This is a genomic window from Neolewinella antarctica, assembly GCF_011927835.1.
GTDB lineage: Bacteria > Bacteroidota > Bacteroidia > Chitinophagales > Saprospiraceae > Neolewinella > Neolewinella antarctica.
The window spans coordinates 442,322-463,190 of sequence record NZ_JAATJH010000004.1; the positions used below are offsets into that span (position 1 = coordinate 442,322).

At 55.1% G+C, this 20,869-nt stretch carries 11 protein-coding genes; 6 read left to right on the forward strand and 5 right to left on the reverse strand.

Features of this window, described 5'->3' with window-relative positions; genetic code table 11:
• The first annotated feature begins 13 nt into the window (after positions 1 to 13).
• From GGR27_RS14040 to GGR27_RS14050, 3 genes are all read left to right on the forward strand, one after another.
• A complete protein-coding gene (locus tag GGR27_RS14040) occupies positions 14 to 649 on the forward strand; it encodes a peroxiredoxin (protein WP_168038366.1) in 636 nt (211 codons plus the stop codon).
• Positions 650 to 1,577: 928 nt separating this feature from the next.
• On the forward strand, positions 1,578 to 5,180 hold the full coding sequence (locus GGR27_RS14045) for a T9SS type A sorting domain-containing protein (RefSeq protein WP_168038368.1): 3,603 nt from the start codon (positions 1,578 to 1,580) through the stop codon (positions 5,178 to 5,180).
• Positions 5,181 to 5,747: 567 nt separating this feature from the next.
• On the forward strand, positions 5,748 to 9,494 hold the full coding sequence (locus GGR27_RS14050) for a T9SS type A sorting domain-containing protein (RefSeq protein ID WP_168038370.1): 3,747 nt from the start codon (positions 5,748 to 5,750) through the stop codon (positions 9,492 to 9,494).
• A 318-nt stretch (positions 9,495 to 9,812) separates the two neighbouring features.
• Here GGR27_RS14050 and GGR27_RS14055 read toward each other — a convergent pair whose 3' ends face one another.
• Positions 9,813 to 11,258, reverse strand: a complete 1,446-nt coding sequence (locus GGR27_RS14055) for a hypothetical protein (protein ID WP_168038372.1) — start codon at positions 11,256 to 11,258, stop codon at positions 9,813 to 9,815.
• Between the two features lie 125 nt (positions 11,259 to 11,383).
• The gene (locus GGR27_RS14060) at positions 11,384 to 13,972 is read right to left on the reverse strand and encodes a TonB-dependent receptor (RefSeq protein WP_168038374.1); all 2,589 of its coding nucleotides are present in this window, start codon (positions 13,970 to 13,972) and stop codon (positions 11,384 to 11,386) included.
• A gap of 439 nt (positions 13,973 to 14,411) precedes the next feature.
• On the opposite strand from GGR27_RS14060, the gene GGR27_RS14065 reads away from it, so the two are divergent.
• Positions 14,412 to 15,209 (forward strand): ParA family protein, encoded by a 798-nt coding sequence (locus GGR27_RS14065; RefSeq protein WP_168038376.1) that lies wholly within the window; start codon positions 14,412 to 14,414, stop codon positions 15,207 to 15,209.
• 14 nt (positions 15,210 to 15,223) lie between these two features.
• Entirely contained in the window at positions 15,224 to 15,724 is a 501-nt protein-coding gene (locus GGR27_RS14070) for a hypothetical protein (RefSeq protein ID WP_168038378.1), read from the forward strand.
• Between the two features lies 1 nt (position 15,725).
• Here the strand turns inward: GGR27_RS14070 and GGR27_RS14075 are convergent, their stop codons facing one another.
• Complete coding sequence (locus GGR27_RS14075; protein WP_168038380.1) at positions 15,726 to 16,499, reverse strand: tetratricopeptide repeat protein; 774 nt, start codon at positions 16,497 to 16,499, stop codon at positions 15,726 to 15,728.
• 9 nt (positions 16,500 to 16,508) lie between these two features.
• Positions 16,509 to 17,096 carry an RNA polymerase sigma factor gene (locus tag GGR27_RS14080; protein ID WP_168038382.1) on the reverse strand — a complete coding sequence of 196 codons (588 nt, stop codon included), beginning with the start codon at positions 17,094 to 17,096 and terminating at the stop codon, positions 16,509 to 16,511.
• Positions 17,097 to 17,356: 260 nt separating this feature from the next.
• Here GGR27_RS14080 and fumC point away from each other — a divergent pair, with 260 nt between their 5' ends.
• Positions 17,357 to 18,742, forward strand: a complete 1,386-nt coding sequence (fumC, locus tag GGR27_RS14085) for a class II fumarate hydratase (RefSeq protein ID WP_168038384.1) — start codon at positions 17,357 to 17,359, stop codon at positions 18,740 to 18,742.
• Between the two features lie 160 nt (positions 18,743 to 18,902).
• Here the strand turns inward: fumC and GGR27_RS14090 are convergent, their stop codons facing one another.
• On the reverse strand, positions 18,903 to 20,702 hold the full coding sequence (locus GGR27_RS14090; RefSeq protein WP_168038386.1) for a tetratricopeptide repeat protein: 1,800 nt from the start codon (positions 20,700 to 20,702) through the stop codon (positions 18,903 to 18,905).
• Positions 20,703 to 20,869 lie beyond the last annotated feature (167 nt).

Here is a 20,869-nt window from a genome sequence, read left to right on the forward strand (position 1 = left end):
AAACAACATAACCATGCCCATTCGCTTAGGAGAAACCGCCCCCAATTTCGACGCCCAGACCACCATGGGTGACATTAATTTCTACGATTGGGCCGGCGACAGTTGGGTCGTTCTCTACTCTCACCCCTCCGATTACACCCCCGTCTGCACCACCGAGCTCGGCCGCACCGCCGCCCTCAAGGAAGATTTCGAACAGCGCTCCGCAAAGGTCATCGCCCTCAGCGTCGACGACCTCGATAGCCATATGGGCTGGGTCAAGGACATCGAAGAGACGCAGGACGTCAAGATGAATTTCCCCATCATCGCCGACGCCGACAAGAAGATTGCCGTCGCGTACGACATGATGCACCCCGAAGCGGATGCCAAGTTTACCGTCCGCTCCGTGTACATCATCGACCCCCAGCGGAAGGTTCGCCTCACGTTGACCTACCCACCCTCCACGGGACGTAATTTCACGGAGATCCTTCGCGTCCTCGACAGCCTCCAGTTAACCGATAATTACTCGGTTGCCACCCCCGTAGATTGGAAAGAAGGTGATGATGTCGTCATCAGCCCGAGTATCAAGACGGAAGATATTCCGGACAAGTTTCCAAAAGGCCACAAGGTCATTAAGCCTTACCTGCGGACTACGCCACAGCCTAACCGCTAAGCACACTGATCGTCGGCTCCCCCCTTTTTCTGGATTACAGTACTGGTGGGGCCGGCGGTCGTTTTTTTAAACCACTTAATGGACGGTTTATTCTTTTTGCTGCGGGCTGTGCTGGATTTTCGGCCGTGCGTTAGGCACACTTTAGTTGGCCGTCACTAGTACATAATAAGCCGATAATTCCGGGCGCGGCCGCGGGTGCCTTGTTTTTGGGCGCCGCACGTGGGGGACGTCTACGAATCTCACTAACTCATTTAGGTGCTGCGATCTGAGTACGGGATGGGATATCGCGCCGGTTTAGCGATTACTTGATCCATCTTCTATTTTCCCGGGCGGATCGGTACGCATTCGTAATTACGGTACTAATCCTTTTCGCACCTATGCATTAGGGTACTTCGCGCAACGGCTTCCGACGAGCCGCTACTAATCGAGTGTAATTCACTGCGGTACGGGCCGACCAAGTCGGATAAATGCCGGCTGTCGGGCGGACTTACCCTGCACCCGCGCCTGCGCCAAAAGTGTAATCAATTGTTGCTTTTACTGTAAGTCGACGCGTAGTATGATTATTTAGTCCAGCCTTTAAGGCAGTGCAAGGGGCATAAAGTACGGTTAGTAAACCCATACTTTTATGACCTCACTAGCAAGTGTTTCCGTGACCTACCTTGCGGCCATTGTACGCTTGTATTAAGTAGTGTGCGGATAGCTAGCGAGCTAAGTTATAGTTAGTCGACTAGCGTTTTAGGATGCTCTCATGAATTAATAAACTTGTCTTATGAAGACTGCGATTACCTCGCTGCTCTGTCTATTGTCCTGTGTGGCAATGGCTCAGCCCACCCCCTTTGACTGTACTAGTAACGACGGCTTTGGGTACTATATTTCCTCGGATAATATAACTAACACTAACGATACGCTTGCTGCTACCAACTCTCGTTTGAGTAGGCTCAGAACGCGGGACGGTGCCCGGACGCCCCTCTGCGCCACTTCGGCAATTGACGTGTCCCTCAATGCGCTGGCCTTCAATCCAAACGATCAGTTTCTTTACGCCATGACGTTGTTCGACGACGCTGATTTTTCGGGCAAATTCTACCGCCTCGGAAGCGATTGCGAGAAACTAGAAATTCCTGTGAGCGGTAACGTAGCGCGTTACGGTGATAATAGTTCCGCTACCGTAAACGCGGGGGGCGGGTTTATCGGTTCCGGTACTTTTGATTTGGATAATAATTATTACGCAACTACGCTATTCGTGGGCGGTAGCCCCGACGGGTCAAGTAATCTAATCCAAAAAATCAACGTTTCGGGCGATGCCGCAACCGTCGTCAGTTCGCAAATCATGACGTGCCCGGCCTGCCCCGCCAACGAGCCTGATTTTTTAATCGCCGACATTATTTTTGACGAAAACAGTGGGGAGATATTTGGGCACAACAATGCTACGGACTCCCTGTACTCCATTAACCCCGCCGACGGAGTCCTCACGGCGGTGGGTGCGAGTTCGGTGGCTTCGCCCATTGTTGGAATATATAAGAACCGTGACGGAGACGTACGGGCGATTGGTAACAATGGTACTATCTACTCGGTCAACGTCGGGACCGGCGCCTTTACTCCACTTGTCAACGCTACGGACATCAGTGGTAACAACGCGGACGCCGCCTCCGGCTGCTACGCACCCGGTACCATTTCCGGAACACTCTTCGTCGACGCCAACGGACTTACCGATAACACGGTCAACGGCACCCCCGCCGGCACTCTTCCCGGTTCGGCCGGCGGCGCACCCGTGTTCGTTGCCCTCATCCAGGGTGGCGTGGTACTACAATCTACGCAAATCAACGCCGACGGTACTTACACCTTTACGGGGGACTTTGACGGTACTTATGAAGTGCGATTAACCTCAACATTAGCCACTGTAGGTCAGGCTTCCCCCGCCCCGTCGATTCCGGGAGAGTACCAATTTGTGGGGGATAACGTCGGCACCGGCCCCGGTAACGACGGCTTTCCGAGCGGCCGGGTGTTCCCGAACGTACAGGATGGCGCGAACGTCGCGGACGTGAATTTCGGTGTGGACGATAAACCGACGGCGGACGACGTACGCGAGCCGATTCAGGTTAATCCCGAAGGAACCGACCGGGTACTCGTTCCGGCCTTGTCCGTGGCGGACACGGAAGACGGTACCCCGACCACCATCATTATTTTTAATATCCCCGACCCAAATTTCGAGGGTAGCCTGTACTACGCTAATATACGTATTACCACCAACGTGCGTATTCGTAATTTCAACCCCGCTTTGTTTGAATTCGACCCCGTCGACGGGTTCGTATCGGTCGTGTTCAGTTACGTCTCGGAGGACGCCGCGGACGTCATCAGTGACGCGGCCACCGTTACCATGGAGTTTAGCAGTGCTACCCAGACCGGTCAACCAACACCCTTTGCCTGTTCCGGCAATGACGGGTTCGGTTACTTTATCTCCTCCGGCCCGTCGGTCATTACCGGTACGGAACTCATTATACCTAGCTCGCGCCTGAGTAGAATCAAAACCGCGGACGGTTCGCGGACTGGTTTGTGTACCGCTTCGAAGATCGGAGTGTCGCTCAACGCGCTGGCCTTCAACCCGAACGACCGCTTTTTGTACGCCGTATCGCGCTACGATACTACCGATTTCTCGGGTAAGTTTTATCGCCTCGGCGCCAACTGTGAGAAGACGGCCATTTCCGTTCCCGGTGGCACAAATGGTATCAAAAGATACGGCACGAACGATCGAAGCATCGTGGATGGCGGCGGCGGTGCCATCAGCTCGGGTACCTTCGACCTGGATAACAATTACTACGTGAACACGTCCTACGCACTCGCTGGCTCTACCGGATTTCGTAACCAGATCCAAAAAATTAATCTCACGGGTAACTCGGCCACCGTTGTCAGCACCCAGACTTTAACTTGCTTCGGTGCCAGCTGCGACGGGACGAATAGTCTACGCATCACCGACATCATCTTTGACGAGGCTACCAACCAGCTGCTGGGCCACAACGGAGTGACGAACCGATTCTACGTAATCAATGATGCGACGGGAGTAATTACGCCCCTGGGTCCGCCTTCCGGCGTAGAATCCGTCCTGGGGCTCTACAAGAACCGGGACGGAGATATCCGGGCCATCGCCGCTGACGGAGGAATCTACCGCGTCAACATCACCAACGGTAACTTTACGTTCATTATTGGCGCCGCCGATCTCCGGACCGGAAACGCAGACGCTGCTTCCGGCTGTTACGCACCGGCCATCTTATCCGGCAACGTCTTTGCCGACGGTAATGGCCGCTCGGACAATCGCGTCAGCGGTACACCGATAAACGCAGTCGCGGGTGGACAGCTTTACGCTATTCTCATTAGTAGACGCGGCCCACTCCCGGTAGTCGTAGCGAGTCAGCCGGTTGCGACCGACGGTACGTACGCTTTTGAAGGTGACTTTGATGACGGAGACTACGAAATTCAGATCGGCCTCAACCCCGGTACGGAAGGATCCGCCCCCCCAAGCCAGGACCTTCCCGATACTCACGTCTTCATTAGTGAGTTTATTGGCTTCGGTACCGGAGTCGATACAGAAGCCGCAACCGACGGCAGGCAGACTTTCACCCTGGTCGACGCGGAAAGCCTGATCAACATCGACTTTGGTATCAACACCAAGCCACTGGCAAGTTCGGTAACCGCTACGTACGAGAATCCGGGCGGAGTCAACCGGGTCGAAGTGCCCGATTTATCCCGCACGGACGCCGAAGACGGAGTACCCAACATCGTTCGCATTAACTCCGTACCGAATAGTACCACCCAGGGCGTGCTCTTCTACGACGGCGTTGCCATCACGGGGGTAGAGAACATCACCGACTTTGATCCAGCGTTGTTGACGGTCGACCCCATCGACGGAGACGTCACCGTAACCTTCACCTACGAGGCTAGAGACTCCGCTCTTACCTTTAGTGGCGAGCGTACCGTAAACATGGTATTCACCAGCGCCACTTTGCCGATTGATCTGGTATACTTTGCGGGGGAATACGAAGGAAGCGGCGTAAGCCTCAGCTGGCGGACGGCCTCGGAACGTAACACTGATTACTTCATCGTTGAGCGCAGTAGCACCGGAACGGAATTTGCGGAAGTCGGTCGGGTAGCGGCAACGGGCAACAGCTCAGCATTACGGGACTATGGCCTCGTCGATCCCCAACCACTTCGGATAGCTTACTACCGACTGAAGGATGTTGACTTCGACGGCACCTTCTCTTACAGCAACGTCATCAATCTTAGTCGCGAGGATTGGGTGCAGGTGGATGTATACCCTAGCCCCGTCACGGATGAGTTGACCGTAGCCTACGACGCTAGCCAGGCCAGCCAACTGCACGTTTCCTTCTACAACGTGAGTGGTCAGCGCTTGCTTTCACGGACCCTGGAAAACGGTGCCCGCCAGATCGACGTCGCCGCCCTGCCCGCCGGGTTCTACAGTGTAGTGATCACCAACGGTGATACCGGAAGAGTTACTACGAAAAAGGTCGTGAAGAAATAACCGCCTCGGTTATTTAATGAGCGCTTCCCCGCGGCGGATCGTCATACTGGTGCCAGTAGCTATTAAGGAACACCGATTTAATAACTGTCCTGATTGAAGCGCCGCTAGCGTGGTGGTATTCGAGCGATTTGAAGACCAGCATCCCGTACTTAGTCGGGACGGTGGTTTTCAAATGGTGAAGAATACCGCCACGATAGCAAGCTGCAAATCGGACAGTTATTGAATTGGCGTTCCTAAGCTGCTGGCACCATTTTTTTGGGTGCGCATCGTGAATTTAATCGCTCCGTATGAACACCGCCCTGCGGCAAAGGCGAAATACCGCAATGATTCTGTATGACTACCCTTATTTTGGTGAATTACTTAATCCCGAATTTAATTCATTACGGGTGCCATATTTGCCGTTTAGTAAACTAATGCTTTGTAATAGTAACGAGCAACGAGTTACGTGGCATACCTTGCGGGCTAATCACGGCATCACTCGATTCCGTAAGAGCAGCTAACGGGTTACTTCTTTTTGCTTAGCCGGTTAGCGTTTTGTTTACTCTCATGAATTAACACATTTGTCATATGAAGACTGCGATTACGTCGCTGCTCTGCCTATTGTCCTTTGCGGCGATGGCTCAGCCAACCCCCTTTAACTGTACCAGTAACGATGGCTTCGGCTACTATATCTCGGCCGGTAATCTTACTAACGCCAACGATACCTACACATCCGCAAATTCCCGACTGAGCAGGCTGAGAACGCGGGACGGTGTACGGACGGAGCTGTGCGCGGCTACGGACATCGACGTGTCGCTCAACGCGCTGGCCTTTAACCCGAACGACAGATACCTCTACGCTACGTCGGCGTTTGACGACACTGACTTTTCGGGTGTATTTTACCGGCTCGGTGCGAATTGCGAGAAAACACGCATCCCGGTCGGCGGTGCCGTTGTACGGTATGGTGATAACGTCGGTGCTACCGCGAACGCGGGGGGCGGCATTATTGGTTCCGGTACCTTTGACCTGGATAATAATTATTACGTCAACACGATATTCGTCGGGGAGGAAGGCAGAAGCGCGGGTAATTTGGTCCAGAAAATTAATCTAACCGGTGACTCTGCTACCGTAGTCAGTTCTCAGGTGATGACCTGCCCGACTTGCGTCGCTACCGGCACCGATACCGTATATCGAATTGCCGACATCATCTTCGATGAAAATAGCGGGGAGCTGTTCGGCCACGATAATTTAACGGATATCCTCTACACCATCGACGCAATGACCGGGGTGTTGGAGCCGGTCGGGGCGAGTTCAGTGCTCTTTCCCATTCTTGGAATTTACAAAAACCGCGATGGAGACATTCGGGCAATCGATACGGAAGGAAATATCTATTCGGTCAGTACGGTAACCGGTAATTTCACCCTGCTCGTCGCGGACGGAGATATTCGCGCCGGAAACGCGGACGCTGCCTCCGGCTGTTACGCACCCGCTACGATTTCCGGAACGCTGTTCATCGACGCCAACGGCCTTACCGACGCTACGGTCAATGGCACCCCTTCCGGCACGGCCGGCACGGACCCTGTGTTCGTTAGCCTCCTGCGGGACAGTATCGTCCTGGAATCAGTAGCCATCGGAACCGACGGTACTTATGTCTTTACGGGCGACTTCGACGGCACCAACTTTGAAGTTCGGCTAACGACCATTCGGGGCACCGAGGGGCAATTCCCCCCTCCCCCGGCCCTTCCGGGGACTTACCAATTCGTGGGGGATAACGTTGGTACCGGATCCGGCGACGATGGCTTTCCCAGCGGCAGGCTGCTCTTTAGCGTGGTGGATGGTGAGAGCATCGCAAACGTGAATTTTGGCATTAACGACAAACCCACCGCGGCCGACGTGACCGTGCCGTTGCAGGTCAACCCCCAGGGCAACGCACGGGTTAACGTCCCCGTTTCCGTAGCGGATACGGAAGACGGTACCCCGACGACCCTTACTTTCAACGCTCCCGATCCGAATTTCGAAGGGACCCTGTACTACAACGGTACGGCCCTTACCACTACCAGCCGCATCAGCAACTTTAACCCCGCCCTGTTCGAGTTCGACCCCGTCGACGGCTTCGTGTCGGTCAGCTTCCTGTACAACACGAGGGATCGCGCCAGCGTAACCAGTGATGCGGCCACCATCAACCTGGCCTTTAGCAGTTCGTCGCCACTTGCCGAGCCCACGCCCTTTCTCTGTTCCGGTAATGATGGGTTCGGCTACTTTATCTCTTCCGCCCCGGGTACTTTCGACGCTACGACTACCGTCCAGGTCAATTCCAGTTCCCGACTGAGTAGGCTCAGGACTCGTGATGGTGAGCGTACCCTCCTGTGTTCCGCGGCGGAGGTTGGCGTATCGCTCAACGCCCTGGCCTTCAACCCCAACGATAACTTTCTCTATGCGGTGTCGGTGTTCGACGCTAATGAGTTTTCGGGTAAACTGTTCCGGCTGGGAAGTAACTGCCAAAAAGAAGCTATTTCCGTTAGTGGCGGAATCAAAAGATACAATACTAACAACGCAACTACCGTGGACGCCAGTGGTGGTGTCATCGGTTCTGGCACCTTCGATTTGGATAATAACTATTACGTCAATACGTCCTTCGCACTCGTCGGCTCCGATGGGTTTCGTAACGAAATTCAGAAGATCAACTTGAGTAATAACGTGGCTACCGTCGTCAGCACCCAGACCCTAACCTGCCCGAGCTGTACTACGACGACTAAAGTTCAGATAAACGATATAATATTCGATGAAGCGAGTGGCCGGCTGATTGGTAGTAACAATCAGACCAATAACCTCTACGTCATTAATGATACTACCGGAGTGATCACGCCAATCGGGGCATCATCCGTAACGGAGGCTATTCTGGGTACCTACAAAAATCGTGACGGTGACGTTCGGGCAATTGCCACGGACGGAGTTATCTACGCCGTCAACATTGAGACTGGTGCCTTCGATTCTCTAACTACCGCCGACGATTTGCGGACGGGGAACGCCGATGCCGCCTCCGGTTGCTACGCGCCGGCGATCCTGTCGGGCAACGTCTTCGTCGATGCTAACGGGCGGACGGACCGGCGCGTCAGTGGCACGCCTACGAACACGGTCGCGGGTGCACAACTGTTCGCCGTTTTAATCAATAGGAATAGTCCCCTCCCGGTAGTTGAAGCGAGCAAGCCAGTGGCCAGCGACGGTACCTACGCCTTCGAGGGAGATTTTGCCGACGGAGATTATGAAGTTCGGCTAGGCACCAACGATGGTCAAGTTGGCGCAAGCCCACCCAGCCAGGGGCTCCCCAATACACACCGCTTTATCAGTGAGTTCATCGGGTTCGGTACCGGCGTCGAAACGGGCTCCGGCGGGCGTAACGGGAGGTTAAGGTTTAGTTTAATTGACGGAAATAGCCTGTCCAACATCAATTTCGGGATCAACACCCGTCCGCTCGTCAGTGCGGTGAACGCATCGTTTGAAAACCCGGGCGGAACCGACCGTGTGGAGATACCCAATCTGCCCCGCACGGACGCCGAAGATGGGGTCCCCACCACTATTCGCATCAGAAACCTTCCCGACGCTGCGACCGAAGGAATACTTTACTACGACGATGTGGCCGTGACGGAACGCCAGAATATCGACAATTTTCAACCAGCGCTGCTCACGTTCGACCCCGTTGACGGAGACGTAACGATTTCATTCACCTACGAAGCCCGGGACCGTGCTCGATCCGCCAGCACCAGAAGTACTGTAACCATGGCATTCACGAGCGCATCTTTACCGGTGACACTGGTATCTTTCTCGGGTGCCTACGAAGAGAACACCGTGAACTTGAACTGGCGGACGGCCTCCGAGTACGACACTGACTACTTCGTGGTCGAGCGCAGTAGTACCGGAGCGGATTTTGTGGAAATTGGCCGGGTTGGGGCAGCGGGCTACAGTTCAGCTTTGCTCGATTATCAGCTCGTCGACCGTCAACCACTTCGCGAAGCTTACTACCGACTGAAGGACGTTGACTTCGATGGCACCTTTTCCTATAGTAATGTCATTAACCTCAGTCGCGCGGACTGGGTGCGGGTAGACGTCTACCCCAGCCCCGTCACGAATGAGTTGACCGTAGCCTATGACGCCAGTAAGGCCAGTCTGTTGAACGTATCCTTTTACAGTGTGGACGGTAAGCGCTTGCTGTCGCATAACCTGACCAACGGCGCGCGTCAGATCAACGTTACTAACTTGCCGGCAGGGTTCTACAGCGTAGTGATTACCGACGGTAAAACCGGAAGCGTGACTACGAGAAAGGTCGTGAAAAAATAGCAACTGAATTTGCCGGATTAGGTACGCTGTGCGCTTTAGAAGGCTTCGCCTGTTATCAGAGCATCACGTTGGTGCCAGTAGCTACTTTAAGCTGCTGGCACCTTTTTGTTTGCACGGGTGGTGCTTTACCGCGCCAATTTTGTCTGCCGCCCTAAGCTGCCACAAAACGGCAGACGTAACACTGGATGTGCATTTGCCAAAGTCAAACCCCAGTCACAATATGGTTCGCGTTGAGCCGCGGAACGGAGTCACCAATCTAAGTAAGCCAGGCGCGCACGACGTACGCCTACCGACCCGGAGGGCACCACTAATCGGCGCCTACTTCCCCGCATAAGTCATCTTCACCAGCCGCAGCTTATTCCGGTGCTCGCTCGGCATGATGACTTCGTTACCCGCCACCTGGACGCCGTCGCGGAACCGCAGGCGCAGATTTAAGTCACGCGTATTAAAAAGGCTGTTGCGGTCAAACTCTCCCCGGCCGTTCACGACGTATTCACTGACGGTGTTTTCGAAACGAATCTCGTCGTTGAACAGAAAACGGAGGCTCCGGGGGTTTTCCATCATAAAATAGCCGGAGTAGACGCCACCGTCATCCTGGCTGTACTGCTTCTTGTGGAGGATGTTGCTCCAGTGCGGTTTCCCGTCGGGGTGGACGCTGAAAACGATCATCTCATCGTAGTGGTAATCCACCAACGGGCGGGTGCCGTAATCGGCGATCATCTGCGTCCGGCTGGCGGCGCTGCGGCGCTCGAGTTGGCGGTTGCGCTCGGTGATGAGTAGCGCGCCGCCGTCGTGACGAAGAACCAGGTCGCGAACGGAGAGCTCATCGATGCCCGGGTGTTTCTTACTGTACTTTTTGCCCTGGATGTTCTTGATTAGCGGAAGGGGGAAGGGGGTAAATTTTGGTAGCAGCGGACCCGACGCAGCGGGGTCGACGGCCACCCAGAAGTACCCCTCCGCCTTGGTGAAATCCCGTGTCGTGTACAGCCCGCCACCGACGAGCCGCTCGTTCCTGTTGTCGTAACGAAAATACATATCGTACGTCAGGCTATCTCCCATCGTGACGTCAAACGACTTGTTGTCTTTTGTTGGCGAAACCGTGTGGACCTCAAACCGGTGCTTTTTACGCTTGCTTTTAAAATTATCCCGTTCGATGATGAAAAAAAGCTCCCCCGCGTTCGAGACTTCCGCCTGCAAAAAGTCTTCGCCAAAGTAAAACTTATCCGGCTCGATTACCCGGTCGTAAAGCAGCGATAGTTCCGCCAGGTCGACGCCGATGATGCGTGGCTTCGTCGACTGGTCGGTGATCATCATGACCAGTTTCGATTCGTCTTCCGAGAGGTAAACTTCATCGTCGGGCGAGGCCACGAACAGGCTGAAGTCTATAACCGTAACGCTGTCCCGTAGGTTACCCGCCGGATTGTAGAGGTCTATTTGCAGGTGATTTTTGCCACCATCGCGGTAGAAATAAACGAGGTTGAATCCGGAGCCGTCTTGCTTAGCTACCGCATCGATTAAGCGGACGTTGCGGCCGCGTAGTTCCAGTTCTTTTTCCCAGCTTTCCCCCATCGTGCGGTCGAAGGCGGTTAGAAAGTGTTTGGTGTCCCGGTCCTGAAACAGCAAGGTCTGCCCCCCTAGTTTCCCGAGCAAGCTGTACTCGGTATCGTTCCGCATCGTCAATTCGTCGCTCACCGTCAGCACCTGGGCGCGGACGCCGGTGCAGAGTAAACACAAAAGAGCGAGGAGATAAGGGGATTGGCGCATGATGGAATAAGTTACGTCCCTTTAAGACGACGAAGCCTGACTTGTAGTTGTGACACCCACCCGCCAATTGCGTATTTGCCCGCTGGTTTACCCCACGGAGTAAACCCGGCACCCGCGACCGCGCCCTAAAAATCCATCACCAGCCGCAAATTAATCCGCCTTCCCGTTAGTCGGTTCGGCACCGCGTACTGTTGCTCCCCGATCGTCTTGATCCACGTGTTACCCGCCTGATTGCTCACCTGCATGAGATTGAAGACTTCCAGGCTAAGGAAAGTCGCCCGCGTGAAACCGAGCAAATGCTTCCGCCCCCGCCTCGATTCTAACCGGTCGTACAGGCGCCAGCTAAAGCCAATGTCGATCCGGTGGTACGTGTCGAAACGCAGCGCGTTCCGGTAAATTTGGTTGTTGTTCAGAATACCAAACGGCAGGCCACCACCGACCGTCAAATTCACGTGCGTCCGGAAGTTGGGGTTGTTGCGTAGGTAATCCTGAAAGAAAAGACTGACCTGAAAAAGCTGGTCCGTTGGCCGCGGCACCGTCTCCGTGACGGAGAATAAGGTCGAATCCGCATCCACGTCCCGGCCTTCGACTCTGCGATGCTGCACCCCTCGTAGCTGTTCCCGCGCCTGCAAAATGCTGATGTTCAGCCAGGAATCCGCCCCCGGCACGAACTCTCCGTTCAGGCGCAAATCTAGCCCCGTTACGTAGCCTGACGCGTCGTTCTCTCCGGAATACTGAATGCGCACGTTTTCGATCTCGTAACTGACCAGGTCCCACAGCGATTTGTAGTAAGCCTCGGCGATGAACCGGAATTTTTTCGGGTTGCGCTTGCCGTAGTAAAAGTCCGACGTGACGCCCGTGACGAGGTGCGCCGATTTCTGCGCCCGCAAATCCCGGTTGACCGACCCGTCCGGCCGGCGCAACTCCCGGTAAAAAGGAGGCTGTTGGTAGAGGCCGCCGGCGAGTTTGTAGCTGATGTCGGCCGTCCCACCGAGCGGCTTGTAGAGAATTTGCCCGCGCGGGCTCACGTTAAACTCTTCGTTCAGATCCCAGTACGTGGCCCGCACGCCGGCGCTGATGCGGAGGTCGTATTCGTCCGGCTTGCGGAGTGTCCAGGTGTCCTGCAGGAAACCACTGAAGCGCGTACTGTTGAGCTCGTTCTGGGTTTTGAGGACGCTGAACAGCCGCACGGCGTCCTGATCGAAGGGTAAACTGTATCCGGCCGAATCTAACCGCTCCCACTCGTTGATGTAATCTTCGACGATCTCGTGCTGCACTTTACCCGACCACTGCAGAAAATGCGAGCGGTTAACCGTTTCGCTGCTCACGTCCAACTCCAGACCGCCCTGTAATTCCGCGTTGTACACCTGAATATCCAGGAAATTGCGCACAAAGTCCTGTTGCGTCCCGGAGCCGAGCTCGTTGATGACTTCGCCGAACGTACTGCTGCCCAGGTCCGTATCGAGCTGCCCCAGACTGTAGTCGCCCCCGATGGCGATGGCTTCGTTCTCGTCACTCCGAAAAGCCGAGGTGAGGAGTTTAAAGAAGAGTGGATTTTCGTCCCGCTGCGGAATAAAGCTCAGCGACAAGCCGCCCATCTGGGTCAAGAAGTCATCTTTTTCCCCGCCCTCGAAGGAGGTGAAGAGTTGGAGCGTTTCGAAGAAACCACCGAACGCCGTGCTGCGGTCCACCGGGGTAAAGTTGTAAACACTCCGGTTGTAGTTCGCCAGAAGCGCCAGCTGCACCTGTGGGTTGAAGTCGTACGTGAGGTAGGTCTGAATGTCGACGAAATTAGGTAGGTATTCTCCCGTCGTTTCCAGGCTGCCGAGTAGATAGCGGGTTGTTTTGTACCGGGCGCCGGCCAGGAAACGGAATTTCTTCAGGCCTTCTTTATTTGCCTTCGAGCTGCCCTCGACGTGCGCCGAACCGCCCAGAAAGCTGGCTTGCAGGCTGGCCCGCAGGCTATCCGGCCGCTTGTACTTGATGTCGAGTACGGAGCTCAGTTTGTCTCCGTAGCGCGCGTCGAAACCGCCCGAGCTAAAGCTCAGTGAGCGGATCATGTCCAGGTTAGCGAACGTCAGGCCCTCCTGCTGCCCGGCACGGATGAGCTGTGGTCGGTAGATCTCGAAGCCATTGACGTACACCAGGTTCTCGTCGTAGTTACCGCCGCGGACGTTGTACTGGCTGGTTAATTCACCGCCGGAGCCGCTACTCACGCCGAGGGCGATACTGGGCAGCAGACTTTCCAGGTTACCCGTCGTGGACGGTAGCAGACGCAGCGCTTCGGGTTGCTCGCGGATCATGCCGCCTTCCTCGATTTTGCTTTCCCGCACCACGACTTCCAGGTCGCTTTCCAGCGGCACCATGGCCACGTCGATTTGCTTGTTACTCCCCTCGGGCAGGCTACTTACGTTGACCGTGAATTGCCGGTAGCCGAGGCGGTTGAAAACGAGGGTGAAATTCTCGCCGGAAGGCACGCTGATCAGGTAGCGCCCGGTCTGCCCGGTTTCTACGGCTTTGGTGGTCCCTTGAATGTAGACCGTTCCGAACTCTACCGGCCGGGCATTGACGCCATCGGTTACTTTTCCGGATAGGGTAGCGGTACTTACCTGCGCGCTCAGGCCTACGGAGCAGAAGAGGGCTAGCAAGATTATTAAGGCGTGGTCGCGGGTGCAGCGTTTGCGGGAAAGGAGCAGGGTAAATTTGGCAAGCATAGAAGTAGGGATGGTGCCTAATGACTTCTTGCGTGGAATCGAAGTTGGTGGCTACCTTTAAAGGTAAAGGTAGCCAACGGTATTGTATGGTTGGGGGCTCTTGACGGTTCCCATGACGCTCCCATTAGCGTAGGCCCTGATAATTTCCCGGACGATGCGCCGTCCCGGCGCGAAAAAATCCATTATGGGTTACACTGTACTTACTCACCCCGGGGCGGCGCATCGTCCGAGCGCGATCGTAGGTAAATTACCATTTTCACCCGTTGCCCCCACGACACGGTTCGACGGTTAATTAAGCCAAATACGTACGATAGAGGTTAATTAAGCTTCCAAAATTCGTAATCCATGATTGTCACGACTTCCATAATTTTAAAGTTAAAAACCCCCTCAACCACCCTTGATTCCCTACCTTGCGGCCGCACATTAAGCCTTGCATTATATGGCCACCATCATTAGCCTACTGAACCACAAAGGCGGCGTCGGCAAGACCACGTCCGCAATCAACATCGGCGCCGGATTAGTCGAACTCGGCAAAAGAGTCCTTCTCGTCGACCTCGACCCCCAGGCGAATTTGTCTCTTTCCCTCGGCATTCCCCGCCAACCGATCACGATTTACGAATCCATCATGGGGGAGAGCGACCTTTCGCCTTACGAAGCCCGCGAAAATCTGCACGTGATCACGTCCAGCCTGGATTTGTCCAGCGCCGAAATGGAGCTCGTCAACGAAGCCGGCCGTGAGTTCATCCTCCGGGAGCTTTTCGCCGGGGTGGACGAGGATTACGACTTCATCATTATCGATTGCCCGCCGAGTCTTGGTTTGCTGACGCTCAACGCGCTCACCTCCAGCTCGCAGGTGATCATTCCGCTGCAAACGCAGTTCCTTGCCCTCCAGGGCCTGGCCAAGATCAAGCAGGTCATCCAGAAAGTAAAGCTGCGGCTGAACAAGGATTTACACATCAGCGGCGTTCTGGCCACGATGTACGACAGCCGGAAGGTGCTGAACCGCGACGTGGTCGAGACCATCCAGAAGTACTTCGGGCCCTTACTGTTCGAAACTTACATTCGGGATAACGTCAGTTTGGCCGAAGCGCCCGCCGCCCGCCAGGATATCTTTCAGTACTCAAAAAGATCCAACGGCGCCAAAGACTACCTGGCCGTCGCCAAAGAAATAATCGAACGTACGGAGAACCCAATCCATTCCCGGCCGCGTTCTAAGAAAGCCGTCCCCACCAAGTAACGCCCACCCCGACCATGGCTAAGAAACGCTTCAAACAAGATCTTTCCGACCTTTTCGAGAACCCCTACCCCGGTGCCGAGCTAGACTACGGCGTGGACGCGGGTGCAACGGAAAGTGGTGAGGAGAGCGTGGAGGTGGAAGTCCCGGTGAAAACCTCCCAGGCCAAGCGCAAGCTGTCCAGTAAGAAGTTTACCGCTAATCTGGATGCTTTCCTGAGCCAGGATAGTAAGCGCGCTTCCGGTAACTCCACCGCTCCCAGCAAGAAAAACTCGGCACCCGCGACCGCGCCCCGCCGTCGTCGGAAAACGGGTCTCGATCTCCTCATCCGCTCCACCATCAGCAAGGAGGAGATGGCCGAACGTAACGAGCCCCGCGCCCCCGATACCAAGCGCGTCACGCTCGTGTTCAATAAGGAGCATCTGGTGACGCTGAAAGAGCAGGCTAAGGGCCGGAAAATGTACCTAAAAGACGTGGTGCAGGAGATGGTCGCCAACTATTTGACCGACCAGGAGTAAATCAAAGCTTACCGAGTAGATTCTCTGCCTCCGCCCGCAACGGGTGGTCGGGCTGCTCGTCAATGGCCCCCAGCATTGCTTCCGCCCTCTCCACGTTGCCCAGGCCCAACTGCGCTACCGCACGGTAGTACTCGCTGTGGCGATTCAACCCGAAGGTGGACTGGCTCAGTTCCAGAAAAATGGGCTCCGCTTCGGCAAATTTTCCTTGGGCTAGCAAAGCTTGGCCCCGGTAGAAGGATCGTTGCGCGGAGGCTGGTAACAGGGCTAAATTATCGGCCGCTCTCGCGTAATTGCCACGCTCGTACGCCCTGAAGGCATCCGCCTCGATGGAGTCGTCAGCGCCACGCACGAAATCAAAAGCGATGTTTTCGTAGGGGGTGAAATTGGCCTGGGCTAGCTGTGCGGGGGACTGGGGCGAGTTGTACTCAAATATGAACCAACCGGCCGCCAGCAGGAGCAGTACCGAAGCCGCGATGGCCAGCCACCGGGAAGTGCTGTTTCGCCGGGGAGGCAATGGTCGGACTTTTGCTTCCGGCGCGTTCGCCCCATCAGTTACCCGGTCGCTTTGAAATCGAGCTTCTGCCGCACGCAACCGTTGCTTCAGTTGATCGTCCTCAAAAAATTCCACGGCATCCATGGCCGACTGGGTGTCCACTAACTGGGTTTTCAGGTCCGAATTTTGGGAAATTTCTTCGGCCAATTCAAGCCGTTCCTCCGGGCTACCCAGCCCGAGGAGGTAATTATCGATGCGTTCTTGTTGGTCTTCGCTACTCATTGCACTGAATTAAACGGGGGGGACTAATAACTTTTTCAACTTGTCGAGGCAGCGCATTTTTTTGATGCGCACGGCGCCGGGCGAGCTGAAGCCAAGAGATTCTTGGACGGATTCAATGGGGTAGCGATGGTAATAGAATAAGGTGAGGACTTGTTGACACTTTTTACCAAGTAGCGGCAACGCTTTTGCCAGCAAAGCTTTACGGTGGTCGTCCTCAAAGCGGTTGAGTAGGCTCAAGTCGTGGTCGGTCGTCGGGTCGTTACCCAGCCCGATTCCCTCGTCGGGGTCGGTAGGTACTTCCCGCATGCGCAACTTGTTACGCCGGTAGACGAGTCGCCTGCCGATGCCGAATAGATAAGTGCGCATCGTGCAGGTGAGTTCGGTCATCCGCCCGCTCTTAACGTTCTTGTAGAAGGCAATCACGGCGTCCTGAAAGCAATCGGCCGCATCCGTTTCCGTAGCGTACAGTTGCCTTTGGGCGTAACTCACGAAGGCGGCCCGGTGCGCCACGTATAACTCACTGAGTAGTTCGTGCCGCCCCGCTTTGATCGCCGCAAAAAGCGTCGCGTCGTCGGTGGGCTTATTCTTAATTTCCAAAATTTACGAGCTGTTGTGCCCAAAAGTACAAAATTTGGGGGTTTGCTCGCAAGGTCGATACCCTTGTATTGATATTGATTAATGCCGCCAATCTTTCCGGCGTTACACTCAGGGGTAAAAATTAAGGCGCGGCCCGATAGCTATCGGGGCGGGTGTCAGAAATTTAGGGGGAGCGGAGTAGTGGGGCTACGCGGCAAACCTCCCTTCGTTCAAACCGTTACGGTTACTTTCGTACCACCCAACAAAACCCACGCACGCTCATGAGCAATACCCGCCAGGAAAAAGATAGCATTGGAACCATCGACGTACCCGCAGCCCGCTACTGGGGTGCCCAGACCCAGCGCAGTTTTACGAATTTCGACATCGGTGGCCAGCAAATGCCACTCGAGATCGTCCGCGCCTTCGCCATTCTCAAAAAAGCGGCCGCCCGCACGAATGCCGAGTTGGGAGTACTGGACCAAGCTAAATCCGACCTGATCGGTAAAGTTGCCGACGAAATTCTGGCCGGAGATCTGGACGCGGAGTTCCCGCTGGTCGTTTGGCAAACCGGCTCCGGTACGCAGTCGAACATGAACGTCAACGAAGTGATCGCTAACCGCGGTCACGTCATTACTGGCGGAACCTTGACGGATGCTGATAAAGCGCTACACCCCAACGACGACGTCAACAAAAGTCAGTCCAGTAATGACACCTTCCCCACGGCCATGCACATTGCGGCTTACAAAATGCTGATGGAAAATACCATCCCCGGCGTCACGCAGCTGCGGGATACGCTGCGCAGAAAGTCCGCGGAAATGAAAGACGTCGTCAAAATCGGCCGGACGCACTTTATGGACGCGACTCCCCTAACGCTCGGTCAGGAGTTCAGCGGCTACGTCAGCCAGCTCGACCACGGTTTGCGTGCGGTTAATAACACCCTGGATCACCTCGCCGAACTCGCGCTCGGCGGTACGGCGGTCGGAACTGGTCTGAATACCCCGGACGGTTACGACGTCAACGTTGCCCAGCAGATTGCCAAGCTCACTGGCCTTCCGTTTCGCACCGCAGAAAACAAGTTCGAGGCCCTCGCCGCCCACGACGCGATCGTGGAAGCCCACGGCGCGTTAAAGACGCTCGCCGTAAGTCTGATGAAAATCGGTAACGACGTACGGATGCTTTCCAGCGGTCCGCGGTCCGGCATCGGCGAAATCACCATCCCCGCCAACGAGCCGGGTAGCTCGATCATGCCCGGGAAGGTAAATCCAACCCAGTCAGAAGCCCTCACGATGGCCATGGCGCAAGTAATGGGTAACGACGTAGCCATCAACATCGGTGGCTGCACCGGCCACTTCCAGCTGAACGTCTTTAAACCCTTGATGATCTTCAACTTCCTGATGTCAGCGCGCCTGATCGGTGACGCGGCCCGGAGTTTTGAGATCAACTGCGCGGCAGGAATCGAACCCAACAAAAAGAAGATCAAGGAGCACCTCAACAACAGCCTGATGCTGGTAACGGCGCTGAACACTAAGATCGGTTACGATAAGGCAAGCGAAATTGCTAAGAAGGCCTACAAAGAAGACACCACGCTGAAATCCGCGGCCCTGGAGCTTGGCTACGTCTCGGCGGATGATTTTGACGCTTGGGTTCGCCCGGAGTCGATGATTTAGGGAGCTGCGGCTCTTCGGACCTTGCGCCTGTAGACGGCTTCGCCTTTTAGATGCTGCGCCTTTAGCTCCCCATACGTGATGTAACGTCTCCAAAGTGCGGTAGCCTAAAAGCGGCAGCGTCTAACCGCGAACCGTACTAAAAGGCGCAGCCGTCCAAACCTTACTGTACGGAATCGCCGCGTAGCGCCCGGTACCGTTTCCGCGCCTCCACCGCCAGGATACTGTTGCTGTAATCGATGAACAGCGTTTCGTATAATTTTTGCGCCCTGGCTTTATCTGCGAGCTGGTTCTCGTAGAGGTTGCCGAGGGCCCACAGGCTGTTGTCCAGACGAATGCTTTCCCGGTAGTTGTCGATGATGTTCTGGTAGGCCGCCGCCGCTTCGTCGTACTTGCGGAGTTTCAGGTATATTTTTCCTTCCAGATAGACGATGTCGTCCTCCAGATCGTGATTAGGAAACTCTTTCTTCAAACCGTCGAGCGTCGCGAAGGCATCATCGAAGCGATTCTGAAAAACGAGTAACTCTGCGTCCGCGTAGGTTTGTAGCGCGAGAGCACTGGTGTCCAGCCCGAGGTTGTCCATGATGAATACGGAGAGGTCGAGCGCATCGTTGGCGATCAGGCGGGAGGTAGAGGCTTTGAGTACGTCGAATTGCGATTGGGCCCACTCGAAGTCTCCCCGGAAATAACTCAGGCGAGCGTTGCGGAAGCGGGCTTCGTGCCCCAACAGGTCTTCTTTAAAGGCTTTATCCACTTGCGAGTAAAGCAAAGTTGACTCCCACACCTCTCCCGACATTAAGTAATAATCCGCGAGCGCGAGCTTTGCGTTGGCCTGGACGGGGCCGCTGACACCGGGGGCATTAATGACCTGGTCGAGAACGTCGATTGCTTTGGGTAAGTCAACGAGGTAAAGGGCTTCCAATTCAGCCAACTGAATGGCAATGCGGGCGGAAGCGGGGTTGATGCCGAACTCATCGAGAAACTCTACGTACGCGGTTTCTAGAATCTTGAGGTCTTCCACCGTATAATCGTAACCATCGGTAATGGCCCGGCGGCGGGTGATGAGTCCTTCCCGCTTAGCTTCGAGGTAAATACCGGAGGCGCTGCCCTTATTATCCGTGATATAATCGTAAGCGGTAATGGCGGATGCGTAATCTTTAGCGTTTGCGGCCATTTGTCCGATCCGAAGTACGCGCTCGCCGTTCTCACTAAGTCGCTTATCGAGTGCGCGCGCCTGGCGGAGGGCCGATTTGAAGTCTTTACGCTGAATAAAGACCCAGGCGAGCATTTCGGGGAAGGTGGTGTCGTTTTCGTCCGCTTCCTGAATGCGGGCGTAGATCTGTTTCTGAGCTTCCAGTAAGTGTTCTTCGTCCAGGAAGCGCTGAAAGTAGGTTTGAATCTGTCGGGTCCGGTTGGGCTGCTGTTGTGCTAAATCGAGGTAACTACCGATCATCCTGGGCATGTCGCCCTTCCGCCGGTAGAGGTCTCCTAAGTTGCTACTGAAAGAGACCTTTTTGAGGAGCTCCCCGCCCCGTTCGTACGCCCGAATCGCGTAGTCATACTTCGTTAGCCCGATGAACGCATTGCCAAGTTGGGTAATTTGGTACTGATCGGCCGGGAGGTACTCGATGGCACGTTCGTACTGTTTCTTGGCACCGTTTTCATCGAATTGTTGCTCCAGCATCTGCCCATACTTGACGTAGAGGGCAACGGCCTGTGGCTGTTTTCTCAACTGCTTCTTGAGCGCTCCCTCGGCTTCTTTGTAGCGTTCGAGTTTGATGAGGCTGGTAACGTAGCGATCGAAGTAGTAGCTATTGCCGGGTTTAGCTTTTGCGAGTTCCAAGAAGAGCTGCGCAGACTTCTCGTATTCTCCATCATTGTAGTACTGTTGTGCCAGTTGGTTGTTCTGAGCGGAAAGGGTAGTGAAGAACAGGGAAGCGAAGACGAAAATCCAAGTACGCATGGGGCAGGGTTGTGAGCGCGAAAACCGTTACGGCTAAGGTAAAGCTAACGTCGTAAAGACGGCTTTAGGTGTAAAGTAAGTGCCCTTAGAAAGAGCCTCAAACGGACAAAGCCGACAGCACCCGAAGGGACTGCCGGCTTTGCCGAAAATGAAGCTTAAAGTAACGC

Excerpts from the sequence above, each read along its gene's own strand:
- GGR27_RS14090 (WP_168038386.1), bottom strand. The coding sequence starts at position 20,702 with ATGCGTACTTGGATTTTCGTCTTCGCTTCCCTGTTCTTCACTACCCTT.
- GGR27_RS14075 (WP_168038380.1), bottom strand. The coding sequence starts at position 16,499 with ATGAGTAGCGAAGACCAACAAGAACGCATCGATAATTACCTCCTCGGG.
- GGR27_RS14065 (WP_168038376.1), top strand. The coding sequence starts at position 14,412 with ATGGCCACCATCATTAGCCTACTGAACCACAAAGGCGGCGTCGGCAAG.
- GGR27_RS14055 (WP_168038372.1), bottom strand. The coding sequence starts at position 11,258 with ATGCGCCAATCCCCTTATCTCCTCGCTCTTTTGTGTTTACTCTGCACC.
- GGR27_RS14050 (WP_168038370.1), top strand. The coding sequence starts at position 5,748 with ATGAAGACTGCGATTACGTCGCTGCTCTGCCTATTGTCCTTTGCGGCG.
- GGR27_RS14040 (WP_168038366.1), top strand. The coding sequence starts at position 14 with ATGCCCATTCGCTTAGGAGAAACCGCCCCCAATTTCGACGCCCAGACC.
- GGR27_RS14060 (WP_168038374.1), bottom strand. The coding sequence starts at position 13,972 with ATGCTTGCCAAATTTACCCTGCTCCTTTCCCGCAAACGCTGCACCCGC.
- fumC (WP_168038384.1), top strand. The coding sequence starts at position 17,357 with ATGAGCAATACCCGCCAGGAAAAAGATAGCATTGGAACCATCGACGTA.
- GGR27_RS14070 (WP_168038378.1), top strand. The coding sequence starts at position 15,224 with ATGGCTAAGAAACGCTTCAAACAAGATCTTTCCGACCTTTTCGAGAAC.